General features: G+C 73.0%; 12 protein-coding genes. 8 read left to right on the forward strand and 4 right to left on the reverse strand.

Translation table 11 applies throughout. From position 1 onward, the window contains the following. Nucleotides 1–26: 26 nt before the first annotated feature. Nucleotides 27–626: a class I SAM-dependent methyltransferase gene (locus tag ACGFRF_RS03270; protein WP_393736679.1), complete on the forward strand. Its 600-nt coding sequence runs from the start codon at nt 27–29 to the stop codon at nt 624–626. Between the two features lie 13 nt (nt 627–639). On the opposite strand, the gene ACGFRF_RS03275 is transcribed toward ACGFRF_RS03270, so the two are convergent. Beyond that, on the reverse strand, nt 640–1395 hold the full coding sequence (locus ACGFRF_RS03275; RefSeq protein ID WP_393736681.1) for an alpha/beta fold hydrolase: 756 nt from the start codon (nt 1393–1395) through the stop codon (nt 640–642). A gap of 109 nt (nt 1396–1504) precedes the next feature. Here ACGFRF_RS03275 and ACGFRF_RS03280 point away from each other — a divergent pair, with 109 nt between their 5' ends. After that, nucleotides 1505–2038 carry a PadR family transcriptional regulator gene (locus ACGFRF_RS03280; protein ID WP_393736683.1) on the forward strand — a complete coding sequence of 178 codons (534 nt, stop codon included), beginning with the start codon at nt 1505–1507 and terminating at the stop codon, nt 2036–2038. Here ACGFRF_RS03280 and ACGFRF_RS03285 read toward each other — a convergent pair. Next, nucleotides 2015–2920, reverse strand: coding sequence for an oxygenase MpaB family protein (locus ACGFRF_RS03285; protein ID WP_393736685.1), 906 nt, complete (start codon nt 2918–2920; stop codon nt 2015–2017). The two genes, ACGFRF_RS03280 and ACGFRF_RS03285, sit on opposite strands and share 24 nt — an antisense overlap. 106 nt (nt 2921–3026) lie before the next feature. Between ACGFRF_RS03285 and ACGFRF_RS03290 the strand changes: the two genes are divergently transcribed. Further along, nucleotides 3027–3314 (forward strand): hypothetical protein, encoded by a 288-nt coding sequence (locus ACGFRF_RS03290; protein WP_393737096.1) that lies wholly within the window; start codon nt 3027–3029, stop codon nt 3312–3314. 141 nt (nt 3315–3455) lie between these two features. Further along, nucleotides 3456–4307 (forward strand): hypothetical protein, encoded by an 852-nt coding sequence (locus ACGFRF_RS03295; RefSeq protein WP_393736687.1) that lies wholly within the window; start codon nt 3456–3458, stop codon nt 4305–4307. A 266-nt stretch (nt 4308–4573) separates the two neighbouring features. Here ACGFRF_RS03295 and ACGFRF_RS03300 read toward each other — a convergent pair whose 3' ends face one another. Next, nucleotides 4574–4756 (reverse strand): hypothetical protein, encoded by a 183-nt coding sequence (locus ACGFRF_RS03300; RefSeq protein ID WP_393736689.1) that lies wholly within the window; start codon nt 4754–4756, stop codon nt 4574–4576. A 239-nt stretch (nt 4757–4995) separates the two neighbouring features. Between ACGFRF_RS03300 and ACGFRF_RS03305 the strand changes: the two genes are divergently transcribed. From ACGFRF_RS03305 to ACGFRF_RS03315, 3 genes are all read left to right on the forward strand, one after another. After that, the gene (locus ACGFRF_RS03305) at nt 4996–7953 is read left to right on the forward strand and encodes a DEAD/DEAH box helicase (RefSeq protein ID WP_393736691.1); all 2958 of its coding nucleotides are present in this window, start codon (nt 4996–4998) and stop codon (nt 7951–7953) included. Beyond that, nucleotides 7950–9242, forward strand: a complete 1293-nt coding sequence (locus tag ACGFRF_RS03310; protein ID WP_393736693.1) for an SWF or SNF family helicase — start codon at nt 7950–7952, stop codon at nt 9240–9242. The genes ACGFRF_RS03305 and ACGFRF_RS03310 overlap by 4 nt, the downstream gene beginning before the upstream one ends. A 159-nt stretch (nt 9243–9401) precedes the next feature. After that, nucleotides 9402–10742, forward strand: a complete 1341-nt coding sequence (locus ACGFRF_RS03315; RefSeq protein WP_393736695.1) for an esterase-like activity of phytase family protein — start codon at nt 9402–9404, stop codon at nt 10740–10742. 81 nt (nt 10743–10823) lie between these two features. Here the strand turns inward: ACGFRF_RS03315 and xylA are convergent, their stop codons facing one another. Beyond that, nucleotides 10824–11990: a xylose isomerase gene (gene xylA / locus ACGFRF_RS03320; RefSeq protein WP_393736697.1), complete on the reverse strand. Its 1167-nt coding sequence runs from the start codon at nt 11988–11990 to the stop codon at nt 10824–10826. Nucleotides 11991–12143: 153 nt separating this feature from the next. Here xylA and xylB point away from each other — a divergent pair, with 153 nt between their 5' ends. Next, nucleotides 12144–13604: a xylulokinase gene (gene xylB, locus ACGFRF_RS03325; RefSeq protein ID WP_393736699.1), complete on the forward strand. Its 1461-nt coding sequence runs from the start codon at nt 12144–12146 to the stop codon at nt 13602–13604. The last annotated feature ends 24 nt before the right edge of the window (nt 13605–13628 follow it).

Raw genomic sequence — 13628 nt, forward strand, 5'->3', positions numbered from 1 at the left:
CGTGACGGTGAGAGATCATGCCGCACATGAGCGACGAACACACACATGTCCAGGAGTTCTTCACCGCCCGGGCGGCCGACTGGGACAGCAGGTTCCCCCATGACGGTCCCGCCTACGCGGCCGCCGTCGCCGAGGTCGGGCTGCGGCCGGGCGACAGGGTGCTGGACGCGGGCTGCGGCACGGGGCGTGCCCTGCCGCCGCTGCGTGCCGCCGTGGGCCCCTCCGGGGTGGTGCTGGGTGCCGATCTGACCCCGGCGATGCTGAAGTCCGCCGTACGGGCGGGCCGGGAACGGGACGGGCGGCTACTGCTCGCGGACGTGGCCGCGCTGCCGCTGCGGTCAGGATCCCTGGACGCCGTCTTCGCGGCCGGCCTGATCGCACATCTGCCGCGCCCGGTGGACAACCTGCGGGAACTGGCCCGCGCGGTGCGGCCGGACGGCACACTCGCGCTGTTCCATCCCATCGGCCGCGCGGCCCTGGCCGCACGTCAGGGCCGGCAGATCACGCCGGACGACCTGCGGGCCGAGGCCAACCTCGGCCCGCTCCTGGCCCGTTCGGGGTGGCGTATGACGTCGTACACCGACGAGGACGCCCGATTCCTCGCGCTCGCGGTGCGCGCCGGCTGACCGCCCGGGCGGATCACCCCGTTCGGGCGACGGCAGCCACGAAGGCCTCGGGGTTGTCGAACATGACGTTGTGCCCGGCGCCGGGCACCGTCACCACCCGTACTCCTGCGGCCTCAAGGCTTTCCCTGCCCTCGAGTTCGCCGCTCAGCTCCCCCTGGAGGTAGACGCGCTCGACGGGGAGGCTTTCCAGGATCGAGCGCATCACAGGGTTCGAGCCGTGGCGCAGGCCGACGGCACTGCGGTGCAGGGCGCGCGGGTCGGCCAGTCGCATGGTGGCCGCCCACAGCGGGCCGACGGCCTCCAGCACGCGAGCGTGCTCTTTCTCGACGAACTCGTCCTCTCCGTAAGAGGCGATTCCGCTGCTGCCGGCGGTCGGCGGCGGGAAGGCGTCGAGGTTGGCCTCCGTGAGGACCAACCTGGAGACGAGGTCGAGCCGCCGGTGCGCCAGCACGATGGCGACGGCACCACCCATGCTGTGCGCGATCAGCTCGGCCCCGTCGACTCCCGCCCGGTCCAGGGCGACGGCGACCGCGTCGGCGTGCTCCTCCAGCGTGTATCCGAAGTGCCGGGGCCGGTCGCTGATGCCGTGTCCGGGCAGATCCACGAAGAGACCACGTCTGCCGACGAGTTCGGGGCGGGCCGCGATGTGCGCGTGGTAGACGGCGGACATCGATCCGAGCCCGTGCAGATACACGCGCGCGGGCTCCGCCCCGGGCACCTCGGTCCAACGGATGTGGCTTCCTCGGCTGTCGAATGCGGCCTGCTTCACCGTGCCCCCTGATGTCCTGTGGTTGCCGCGACTATACATCGGCGACGAGGCATGCCGACAAGACAGTACCGAGGCATCGAGGTACCACGCTGTGGGAGAGAATGAGGCCATGCTCGAGCTCGCCATCCTCGGTTTCCTGTACGACGCCCCGTTGCACGGCTACGTGCTGCGCCGCCGTATCGCGGCGCTCACCGGCCACGTACGGCCCGTCGCCGAGAGCACGCTGTACCCGGCGATCAAACGCCTGGAGAAGGCCGGCCTGCTGGTACGGACTCCCGAGCCCGGTGCGGTGGCCGCGCCGCGCCATGTGCTGCGGCTGACCGAGGAGGGCGGGCGCGAGCTCAAGCGCCGGCTCACCGAACCCGCGCAGCGCGAGATCACCGACGAGAACCAGTGGTTCACCCTGCTCGCGTTCCTGCGTCACCTGGAGGACCCCGCCGCCCAGGCGACCGTACTGCGACGCCGGCTGGCCTTTCTGGAGGAGCCGGCGAGCTTCTTCTACGACGGCGACCGGCCGCTGCGGGCGGAGGAGTTGGACGATCCGTTCCGGCGCGGTGTCCTCACCGTCGCGCGTGCCACGAGCCGGGCCGAACTCGCCTGGCTGCGCGACACCCTGGCTTCACTCGACGGGGTCGGCCGCTGAGGTGTCCCGGTGGCGCACCGGGCAGCCCCGCAGTCCGGGGACCGGACGGGTGCCCAGGTCAGCCACGCGGTAGCCGTTCGGATAGCCCTTGATCTCCCAGTTCTGGCGTGCGAAGTGCGGGGCGCGGCGCGGTGGCAGCAGCCGGACGAGTCGGCCGCGCGTCAGTACGGCACGGCGCACGAACGCGACGGTGGCCGCGCCGGGCGGCGGGTAGCGGAAGGCACGCAGCAGCGGCTCGTCGAGCAGGGCGAGCGTGGCCGTGCGCAGCAGCGGCGCCACAGGGCGCGGGTACCAGGAGGCCATCAGGTCGAGGGTGGCGTCGGAGACGCTCCGGGCCTGCTCGTCCCAGCCGAAGTGGGCCTCCTCGTAGGCGTCGAGCAGGGCTTCGAACTCCTCGTAGGTCGCGGGGGTGCCGGGAATGCCCATGTGCCGGCCGAGGGTGCGGTAGTACTCGGTGCCGGCGACGATCTCGTGCCGGGACAGCCGCCGCCAGCCGTAGGTGTCGATCCAGCGCCGGGGCATCACCACGAAGGTGCTGAGTACGTACCGCATGTCGTCGTCGCTGATGTCGTAGCTGCGGTGCATCTGGTTGATGCGCCGGATCGCGGTACGGCCCTCCTCTGTGGCGAAGCCGTGTTCCACGACGGTGTCGAGGAGCAGCGCGGTGTCGTCGTACCGCTTCTGCGGACGCTCGGTCAGCTCCGCCGTCCGCGCGAGCAGCCGCCCGATGCTCGGCACGGCGTATGTGCGGTAGAGGGCCAGCTCCAGGGCGCGCGTGTAGTCCCAGGGGAATTCGAACGCCACGCTGAGCCGGTAGATCTCCTGCGCGTCCGCCACCGGGTCCAGCCGGCGGATCCGCTCGAGCCGCTCGAAACGCTTCACCGCGTCCTCCCCCTTCTGCCGCCGAAGCTCCAACTCTACGTTGAAGGGCAGTAGACGAGGGATCGGCACTGACCCCGTCCAGGGAAGGGTGGTACGCGTGTTCGACATGATCCGCAAGTACGCCGCCGGACTCCGCTCCTCCACGCGCGCGCAGCCGGTGGGCGCTCGGGAGAGGCGCGCACACAACTTGTTCGAAGCGGCGGCCGTCTATGTGGCGGCCCGCGCGCAGGACGACCAGGACCGGGTCGAGGAGGCGTCGGGCTGGGTGTCGCCGGAGGCGCTGTCCTTCGGAGTGAGCGAACTGGCCTGCCGGGCGGTCGTCGCGTTGGCCCGGGAGCGCGGCGAGTCGCCCGCGGCTGTGGCCCGAGACCTTCTCGGGCTGCCCTCGGCCTGAGACATACCGCTCTCCCGCTGTGGTCGTTTCGCCCCCGTCCAGGCGGAAACCTGCAGCTCCGCGCGGTGTGTGGAGTCGTGACAAGGGCCTCCCCCGCGCACTAGGGTGCGCGCCGATGGACGAACCACTGGGGAGGCAGGGATGGCCGGGACGAACGATGAGGCCGTCGCCGCCGCGGACGATGCGCTGTACGTGCTGACGGCGGTGCTGCTGACGCCGGCGCAGTTTCCGAGCGTGCTCGGCGACGACTATCCGGAGGCGTGCGCGGCGCTGGGACTGGCGCCCCGCGCCGACGGGTACGGCCTGGTGCTGGGCCAGGACGGGGACGGCGCTCGCTGGACGGTCGTCATCGACGACGTCTCGCTGGTGGCCGTGGCGATCGCGTCCTGGGACTGCGGCATGGAGTACGACCTGTCGCCGGACGAGCGCGCGGTCGTGACCGCTCTGCCGGGCTGGCCCCTGTCGGTCGCCGTGGCGGCACCCGGTGTTCCCGCGCCGCACGATCCGCCGCCCGAGGTGGCGGACCAGGTCCCGCTCAGCCCGCCGGACACCAGCACCTGGGGGCCCGCCCAGAGGCGGCTCGGCGCGGACGAGATCGCGCTGCAGTGGGCCGCGTGGCGGGAGCAGATCGACGACGCCGAATTCTCCGTGCCGAGTGAGCAGGCGCGGCCCGCGGAGCCGGCGGAGTCCGCGCCGGAGGGCGAGCGGAGCGGGCCGACGGGCGGCCATCGGGGTGTCCGACGGGTGCTCGCGGAGGCGCGCGCCTACGTCGACTCGCCGCCACCGCTCGGCCGGGTGCGCTCGTCGTTCGCCCCGGGCGACGCTCGAACGCTACGCGCGGACGGCCCGGGCTGGTCGATCGTGGCCCGCACCGACGACATAGCGTTCGTCCTGCTCGACGAGGAGCCCGGTGAGGTCCTGCCGATCGGCCGGGGCCCCGAACTGCCGGGCCTGCTGGACGCGCTCGACAAGCTGGCCGTACGACCCCTGTGAGCCGAGCTCACGGGAGCCGAGGGCTCCCGTTGACGCGGCCCGCCCCCGCGAGCCGCATTCACATGAGCCGAGGAGGACCGTCCCCGCGAGCCGCACTCAGGTGAGCCGAGCAGGACCGTCACCAGACCACGCTCGCGTGAGCCGACGAGGCCGTACGGATCATGTGAGCTGCCGGGAACCGCACCCTCCAGGCCCGCGCGCCCCCCGAGGGCTCGGTGGGCCCCACGAGCGCCTCGGCGAGCCGTCCCCGGCCGTACACCGTCTTGTCAGCGGCCCAGTTCCTTGCGGCCGACCCTGCGCAGCCGGCGCCGCTGTGAAGGGTCCAGCGCCAGGTAAGCCGCCACCGGAACCCCCACCACGATCAGGAACGAGACCCACCAGGGCAGCCATATCAGCAGGATGAGCCCGACCGCCACACCGCCTACGGCGAGCTTCGCGTTCTTGGACATCAGCGTCCCTCCTTCGCGGCCACTGCCGCTCTCTGCTCTGAAAACGGCCATCCGCTCCCTGCGGTTCCGGACGCCGCCCCTGAGACATCCCTGAGTCACACCCCTAATGGTGCCGCCGATCGCCGACGCGGCGGGAGGAGTGGCCCAGATCACCTTCTCGGCCGGAGGTTGGCGTTTCACCGTGCTGTACCCTCGACCACCGCGGTCAAGTAGTCAAATTTGAGGAGTGCGGCAGAGCTGTGCAGCAGATCCCACCGGCACCACCCTCCGAGCTGTCCGAACCGACCCGCTGGCGCACCCTGTTCCTGCCCTCCGACCCCCCTCGTACGGGCAGGCTCGCCTTCTGGCGGCCGGACGGCGAGGCTCCTCCCGTCGTCCGGGACGGCTCCGTGACAGACCTGGATGTCGTCGTCCCCGCGGCGGACGGAGGTGTCGAACGGCGCCGTACGCCCGCCCTTCTGTTGCCCGTGCGCAGCGCGCTTCCCGTACTCACACGCGCGCGTGAGCTGCCGCAGGGACACCGGTCCACCGTCTTCTGGGGTACGGCCCGTCTGCTGGCGCTGCACTTCCTGGCGCGCGGCCTGCTCCTGCCCGGACTCTCCCCCGGCGACAACGACGCCTGGCGCGTCGGGCCCTTGCCCGCGCGCGACGTGGACCTGGTCCGCGCTCTCGCCGCCGCCATGCCTCCGGAGGCGCATGCCGTGCCGCTCACGGCCGACGGCCCGACCCTGCTGCCCGACCCGGAGCGGCTGCTGCGCTCCTTCCTGGACGCGGTCGCCGACGTGCTTCCGCGGTCCCCCGCCGCCGCGATGGTGACCGGCGGCCCCGCGTACGCGGCGCCCGAGCCCCAGCGACTGCCCGAACTGCGCGCGTGGGCCGACGACATCGCCGCCGGCCACGACGCGGGCGTGCGGCTGTCGCTGCGGGTGGAGGCCCCCGGTCTCGACGACGCGGCACCGCAGGACGACGCCCCGGGCCGGTTCCGTGCGGTGCTCCAGGTGCACGGTCTGAGCGGGGGCACGGACGTGAGGGACGCGGCTGATCTGTGGACCGGTACGGCCACGCGCGACGCGTCCGGTCCCTACGACGCGTTCGAGCCAAGCGACTCGTTCGGGCCGGGCGACTCGTTCGGGCCGGGCGACTCGTTCGGGCCGGGCGACTCGTTCGGGCCGCGCGCGCGTACGGACGCGCTGCTGGCGCTGCGCCGCGCGGCCCGGGCCTGGCCACCGCTGACGCCCCTGCTCTCCGCCGCCGTCCCCGACACGGTGGAACTCGCCGACGACGAGATCGCCGACCTCCTGGGTGAGGGCGCGCGAGCGCTGGCCGCGGCGGGGGTCGACGTGCACTGGCCGAAGGAGCTGTCGCGCCGGCTCACCGTGCACGCGACGGTCGGCCCGCCGGACGGCGGCACCGCCGTACCAGGGGGCGCCTCGGCACCGACGTCGTTCCTCTCGCCGGAGCCCGGGATCACGCTCGACTGGTGGTTCGCGCTGGGCGGGCGGGAGCTGTCCCGGGAGGAGCTGGACCGGCTCGCGGAGTCCAAGCGTCCCCTGGTGCGGCTGCGGGACGGCTGGGTACTGGTCGACCCGCGGGAGGCGCAGCGCGCCCGGACCCGGCCGGTCCGGTCCCTCGCTCCCGTAGCGGCGCTGGCCGCCGCTCTGACGGGTTCGGCGCAGGTCGACGGGCAAGAGGTCGACGTGCGGCCCAGGGGATGGCTGGACGGGCTCCGGGAGCGGCTCACGGATGCGGAGACCGTGCGGACCGTCGAGCAGCCGCCCGGCCTGGCCGCCGCACTGCGGGACTACCAGGTGCGCGGCCTCGACTGGCTGGCCCGCACGACCTCCCTCGGACTGGGCTGCTGCCTCGCCGACGACATGGGTCTCGGCAAGACGATCACCCTCATCGCGCTGCATCTGCACCGGCAGACGGATGCCTCGACGGCCGGTCCCACGCTCGTCGTCTGCCCGGCCTCCCTGCTCGGCAACTGGCAGCGGGAGATCGAGCGCTTCGCTCCCGGTGTGCCGGTGCGCAGGTTCCACGGCCCGCGGCGCGACCTCGGCGCCGTGACGGCCGGGGAGTTCGTCCTGACCACGTACGGCACGATGCGCCTGGACGCCGAACGGCTCAACGAGCTGCCCTGGGGCATGGTGGTGGCCGACGAGGCACAGCACGTGAAGAACCCGTACTCGGCGACCGCGCGGGCCCTGCGTTCCATCGGCGCACGCGCGCGCGTGGCGCTCACCGGCACTCCGGTGGAGAACAACCTCACGGAACTGTGGGCCATCCTCGACTGGACGACCCCCGGTCTGCTCGGCCGCCTCGGTGCCTTCCGCGCGCGGTACGCGCAACCGGTCGAGGGCGGCCGGGACCCCGCCGCCGCCGGGCGGCTCGCGCGCCTGGTCCGGCCGTTCCTGCTGCGGCGACGCAAGTCGGACCCCGGTATCGCCCCCGAGCTGCCCCCGAAGACAGAGACCGACCATCCGGTGGCCCTGACGAGTGAACAGGCAGGCCTCTACGAGGCGTTGGTGCGCGAGACGCTGGACCGGATCGCGGCCGCCGACGACATGGCCCGGCGTGGACTCATCGTGCGGTTGCTGACCGGCCTGAAGCAGATCTGCAATCACCCGGCTCAGTTCCTCAAGGAGGACGATCCGCGGCTCACGGGGCGCTCGGGAAAACTCGAGCTGCTGGACGAACTGCTCGACACCATCCTCACGGAGGGCTCGGGTGTTCTCGTCTTCACCCAGTACGTGCGCATGGCCCGCCTGCTCGAACGGCACCTGACCGCCCGTGGGGTGCCCTCGCTGCTCCTGCACGGCGGGACCCCGGTCCCGGCGCGCGAAGAGATGGTACGGCGCTTCCAGGACGGCGAGGTCCCGGTGTTCCTGCTGTCGCTGAAGGCCGCCGGGACGGGTCTGAACCTCACCCGCGCCGAGCATGTCGTGCACTACGACCGCTGGTGGAATCCGGCGGTCGAGGCGCAGGCCACCGACCGTGCGTACCGCATCGGGCAGACCCGCCCGGTGCAGGTGCACCGGCTGATCGCCGAGGGAACCCTGGAGGATCGCATCGCGGAGATGCTGGGCCGCAAGCGGGAGTTGGCCGAAGCGGTGCTCGGGACCGGCGAGGCCGCACTGACGGAGCTGACGGACGCGGAACTGGCCACGCTGGTGGAACTGCGCGGGGAGGCGCGATGAGCCGCTACGGCGACGAACACGACTGTGAGCCGGGGCGCACGTTCCCCGCGCTGCCGCCCGCGCGTGGACGCGGATTCGCACAGAGCTGGTGGGGCCGCGCATGGCTGCGGGCTCTGGAGGACGCGGCTCTGGACTCGGCGGCGGTCAAGGCGGGACGCCGGCTCGCGCGCGCGGGCGGCGTGGGCGCGGTGACTGTGCGGCCGGGCCGGGTCACCGCCGTCGTACGCGAGCCGGGAGGTGCGGCGCACCGGGCCGACGTGCTGGTGCCGGAGCTGGCCGCGGAGGAGTGGGGGCGTTTCCTGGACCTGGCCGTGGATCAGGCCGGGCACATGGCCGCGCTCCTGGACCGGGAGCTGCCTCCTCATCTGATCGAGGACGCGGCGGTGAGCGGGATCGACCTCCTGCCGGGCCTCGGCGATCTGGACCCCGAGTGCGACTGCGGCACATGGGACCACTGCGGACACACCGCCGCGCTGTGTCACCAGGTGGCGCGGCTGCTGGACGAGGATCCGTTTCTGCTCGTGCTGATGCGCGGGCGGGCGAAGGACGCGTTCCTGGCGGAGCTGCATGTGCGCGCCGGCGCGCCGAGGCCGGTGGCCCACGTGCGGGAAGCGGAGGGGGTGGACGCGGCGGAGGCGTGGGCGGCCGCGGACATCCTCCCCCCGCCGCCCGCGCTGCCGGGACTCCCGCAGTCGCCCGGCACACCGCCCTCCCTCGACACCGACACGGCACCGCCGCCCGGGGTCGATCCTGCAGCTCTGGGACATCTGGCCGGCCGCACCGCCGTGGAGGCATACCGGCTGCTGGCGCAGTCCCTGTCTGCCGGTCCGCGGGAGTGCACCGGCGTGACGGCCGCTCAGGACGCCGTACGGCTGGCCTGCGGTACGCCGCCCGACGCCGTGACCGAGCGGCTCGCCGCCGGCTCGGAACGTGGTCGCGCGGGGCTGGCGACGGCTGTCCGTGCCTGGCAGGTGGGGAGGGAGTCCGCGCTGGCCGTGCTCGACGAGGAGTGGCAGCTGGACGACGTGGCACTGGCACGCGCGTGTGGGGCCCTGGAAGCGGCCTGGGAGGCCGACGAGCGGCCGTCGTTCCGCAGGAGCGGCAACCGGTGGACCGTCCTTGGCGAAGGGGTTCAGCTACGGCTCGGCAGGGACGGCCGCTGGTGGCCGTACCGCGACGAGGAGGGCCGCTGGATCCCCGCGGCCGGGCCGGACGGCGATCCCGCGACGGCCCTGGCCTCGGCGCGGCTCGCCGCGGAGGCCCTCGGTCCGGATGTGGATCCGGGCTGACGGGCCCTGACGGGCCGTCACCGCGGTCCGGACCTCGTCACCGCGGCCTCCGCACGATCCGATGAGCGGCGGACGCCCGCTGTTCACCCGGCGGTCGTGCGGTGTTCCTCCTGGGACCCAAATGTGGCCGTGTCACCGACCTTGTCACCAGGAGGCCCGATGTCCCCGCACGCCGCCGGCCGGCGCCGCGTCCACCGTTCCGCCGCCACGGGCCTGCCCCTGGCCCTGGCCGCCGTCCTCGTGGCCGCCGGGACGGCCTCGGCGGCGCCGTCCGGGGATGCCCGCGTCGTCCGAACGGCGTCCCTCGGCGAGATCCCGCTCGGCGCGTTCAGCAACGCGCTGCTGCCCGGCGGCGTGCGCGACGACCACGGGGTGCAGCTGGGCGGCATCGGGAGCGACATCTACCCGGCGGGCCGCAAGGACGAGTACTGGACGGTGACCGACCGCGGGCCCAACGGCCAGATCAAGGTGGACGGCAAGAAGCGCCGCACGTTCCCGGTGCCGGGTTTCGATCCCGCGATCGTGAAGATCCGGGTCTACGGGCACAAGGTCGAGGTCATCGACGCGATTCCGCTGACGACCTCCTCCGGGAAGGCCGTCACCGGGCTGCCGAACCAGGAGAGCCGCGACGAGGCGCCGTACAGCTACGACGCCGGGACCCCGCTCTCCTACGACCCGAACGGCCTGGACACCGAAGGCATCGTGCGGGCCGGGGACGGGAGCTTCTGGCTCGTCGACGAGTACAGCCCCTCGCTCGTCCACGTCTCCGCGCGCGGGAAGGTGCTGACCCGTTACGTACCCCGGGGGCTGAACCTGACCGGCGCTGGTTATCCGGTGGTCGAGGCGCTGCCGTCGGTCCTGCTGCACCGCAGGATCAACCGAGGGTTCGAGGGCCTGGCGCAGCTTCCCGACGGTGACCTGGTGGTCGCCCTGCAGAGCCCGCTCTCGCTACCGGACGCGGACGCCGGGGACGCCTCGCGCACCACCCGTCTGCTGCGCTTCTCGCCGCGGAAGAAGGCCGTCACCGCCGAGTACGCCTACCGGTTCGACCCGGTGGACGTGGTCGACCCGAGCGAGGACGACCCGTCCGAGCTGAAGATCTCGTCGGTGGTGGCGGTCGGCGGCAACCGGCTGCTCGTCCAGGAGCGCACGGACAAGGCGGCCCGGCTGCAGTTGGTCGAGCTCGGGCGCAGGGCGGACATCCTCGGCGGCCCGTGGGACGACGACGCGACGTCTCCGTCGCTGGAGCAGCTGGACCATCCCGCGGCCCAGGGCGTGCCGGTGCCGGCCAAGCGGCTGGTGGCCGACCTGGGCAAGGTCGACGGGGTGCCGGGGAAGATCGAGGGGGTCGCGCGCGTGGACCGCGACACGCTCGCCCTCGTCAACGACAACGACTTCGGTATGACCGACGGCGCGGGCGCCTTCGACGCCCAGGGCCGCCTGGTCGACAGCGGCATCAGGACGACCGTGACGTACGTACGCCTGCCCAAGGGGCTGTGACCAAGACCTGACGCCCGGCCTTTCGGCCAGTCGTCCGCGCACCCTGACATGCGCGGACGACTGGCCACGCGCGCGTGGCCGTCAGCCCCGCGCCGCCAGCAGGTGGTCCATCGCCAGCTGGTCGAGCCGTTCGAAGGCCATGCCGCGGGCGGCGGCCGCGTCCACGTCGAAGTCCTCGAAGGCGGCGCGGTCGGCGAGGAGGGCCTGCAGACCGTCGGCCGCGGTCGGCTGGGCCAGCTGGTCCAGGCGCGCGGCGCGCAGCGCCTCCTGCACCTCCGGGTCGGTGCGGAAGGCGGCAGCCCGCTCCTTGAGGATGAGGTAGTTGCGCATGCAGCCCGCCGCCGAGGCCCACACGCCGTCGAGGTCCTCGGTCCGCGGCGGCTTGAAGTCGAAGTGGCGGGGACCTTCGTACCCGGCGCTCTCCAGGAGGTCGACGAGCCAGAAGGCGGCCCTCAGGTCGCCGGCGCCGAACCGCAGGTCCTGGTCGTACTTGATGCCCGACTGGCCGTTGAGGTCGATGTGGAAGAGCTTGCCCGCCCACAGCGCCTGCGCGATGCCGTGCGGGAAGTTCAGCCCGGCCATCTGCTCGTGGCCGACCTCGGGGTTGACGCCGTACAGCTCGGGGCGTTCCAGGCGCTCGATGAAGGCGAGCGCGTGGCCGACGGTGGGCAGCAGGATGTCGCCGCGGGGCTCGTTCGGCTTGGGCTCGATCGCGAAGCGGATGTCGTAGCCCTGCGAGGTGACGTACTCGCCGAGCAGGTCGAAGGCCTCCTTCATGCGGTCCAGGGCCGCGCGTACGTCCTTGGCGGCACCGGACTCGGCGCCCTCGCGACCGCCCCAGGCGACGTACGTCTTCGCGCCCAGCTCGACGGCGAGGTCGATGTTCCGGATCGTCTTGCGCAGCGCGTAGCGACGCACGTCCCGGTCGTTGGCGGTGAACGCGCCGTCCTTGAAGACGGGGTGCGTGAACAGGTTCGTGGTGGCCATCGGGACGGTCATGCCGTTCGCGTCCAGGGCCTGGCGGAACCGCTTGATGTGCGACTCGCGCTCGGTGTCCGAGGAGCCGAAGGGGATCAGGTCGTCGTCGTGGAAGGTCACTCCGTAGGCGCCCAGCTCGGCCAGGCGCTGCACCGACTCGACCGGGTCGAGGGCGCGGCGGGTGGCGTCGCCGAACGGGTCCCTTCCCTGCCAGCCGACGGTCCACAGGCCGAAGGTGAACCTGTCCTCGGGGGTGGGCTGGTAGCTCATGCGTGGCTCCTTGCTGCGTACGACTATTTCGTCATGGCCGTTTACAAATTAGTATGCAGGCGCACCCCTGGGAAGACGCAAGATGTCTTCGGCAGCAAGGTGTCTTCGACAACACACCGCACATCCCGCACAGCCGCGGAAGAGGAGAGCCCGATGTCAGCAGCCGAGGGACCGCTCGTCGTCGGCGTGGACACGTCCACCCAGTCCACGAAGGCGCTGGTCGTCGACGCGGCCACCGGGCAGGTGGTGGCGAGCGGCCAGGCGCCGCACACGGTGTCCTCCGGCGCGGGTCGGGAGAGCGATCCGCGCCAGTGGTGGGACGCCCTGTGCGAGGCGCTCCGCCAGTGCGGTGACGCGGCGCACGAGGCGGCGGCGGTGTCGATCGGCGGCCAGCAGCACGGCCTGGTCACCCTGGACGAGCGCGGCGAGCCGGTGCGTCCGGCACTGCTGTGGAACGACGTCCGGTCGGCCCCGCAGGCCCGCCGTCTGGTGGAGCAGCTGGGCGGCCCCAAGGCCTGGGCGGAGCGCACCGGCAGCGTGCCGGGGGCGTCGTTCACGGTCACCAAGTGGACCTGGCTGGCCGAGCACGAGCCGGAGGCGGTCCGCGCGACCCGGGCGGTGCGGCTCCCCCACGACTACCTCACCGAGCGCCTGACCGGGCAGGGCACCACCGACCGCGGCGACGCCTCCGGCACCGGCTGGTGGTCGTCGGGCACGGAGGCGTACGACGAGGAGACCCTCGCGCACGTCGGACTGGACCCGGCGCTGTTGCCCCGGGTGGTACGCCCGGGAGAGGTGGCCGGCACCGTGCGCGACAGCCATGACCTGCCGTTCTCCAAGGGCACGCTGGTGGCCCCGGGTACCGGCGACAACGCGGCCGCGGCGCTGGGGCTCGGCCTGCGGCCGGGCACCCCGGTGCTCAGTCTCGGTACGTCCGGCACGGTGTACGCCGTCTCCCGGCGCCGTCCGGCCGATCCGACCGGCACGGTGGCGGGCTTCGCCGACGCGCACGGGGACTGGTTGCCCCTGGCCTGCACGCTGAACTGCACGCTCGCCGTGGACCGCGTCGCGACCCTGCTGGGCCTGGACCGGGAAGCCGTGGAACCGGGCGGCACGGTGACGCTGCTGCCGTACCTGGACGGCGAACGCACCCCGAACCTGCCGAACGCCTCGGGTCTGCTGCACGGGCTGCGCCACGACACGACCGCGGGCCAGTTCCTGCAGGCCGCGTACGACGGCGCGGTGCACGCGCTGCTCGGGGCCCTCGACCTGGTCCTCGACGAGGACGCCGACCGCAGCACCCCGCTGCTGCTGATCGGCGGCGGGGCCCGGGGCACGGCCTGGCAGCAGACCGTGCGCCGCCTGTCGGGGCGGCCCGTACAGGTCCCGGAGGCCAGGGAACTGGTCGCGCTGGGTGCGGCTGCACAGGCGGCCGGACTGCTGACCGGTGAGGATCCGGCGGCCGTGGCCCGCCGCTGGAACACGACCGCGGGCCCGGTGCTGGAGGCCGTGGAGCGGGACGGGGAGACGCTGGAGCGGATCACCGGGGTACTCTCCGACGCGGCCCCGCTGCTGGAGCGGGGAACCGAAGCCACGCCGCGCACAGAGAGCTGAGCGGCAGACACCGAGGATTGACGG

This window comes from Streptomyces sp. NPDC048521 (assembly GCF_043199855.1).
In the GTDB taxonomy this organism is placed as follows: domain Bacteria; phylum Actinomycetota; class Actinomycetes; order Streptomycetales; family Streptomycetaceae; genus Streptomyces.

Coding starts and splice junctions, on each gene's coding strand:
- ACGFRF_RS03290 (WP_393737096.1), top strand. CDS start 3,027: ATGATCCGCAAGTACGCCGCCGGACTCCGCTCCTCCACGCGCGCGCAG.
- xylB (WP_393736699.1), top strand. CDS start 12,144: ATGTCAGCAGCCGAGGGACCGCTCGTCGTCGGCGTGGACACGTCCACC.
- ACGFRF_RS03300 (WP_393736689.1), bottom strand. CDS start 4,756: ATGTCCAAGAACGCGAAGCTCGCCGTAGGCGGTGTGGCGGTCGGGCTC.
- ACGFRF_RS03295 (WP_393736687.1), top strand. CDS start 3,456: ATGGCCGGGACGAACGATGAGGCCGTCGCCGCCGCGGACGATGCGCTG.
- ACGFRF_RS03310 (WP_393736693.1), top strand. CDS start 7,950: ATGAGCCGCTACGGCGACGAACACGACTGTGAGCCGGGGCGCACGTTC.
- xylA (WP_393736697.1), bottom strand. CDS start 11,990: ATGAGCTACCAGCCCACCCCCGAGGACAGGTTCACCTTCGGCCTGTGG.
- ACGFRF_RS03315 (WP_393736695.1), top strand. CDS start 9,402: ATGTCCCCGCACGCCGCCGGCCGGCGCCGCGTCCACCGTTCCGCCGCC.
- ACGFRF_RS03280 (WP_393736683.1), top strand. CDS start 1,505: ATGCTCGAGCTCGCCATCCTCGGTTTCCTGTACGACGCCCCGTTGCAC.
- ACGFRF_RS03270 (WP_393736679.1), top strand. CDS start 27: ATGAGCGACGAACACACACATGTCCAGGAGTTCTTCACCGCCCGGGCG.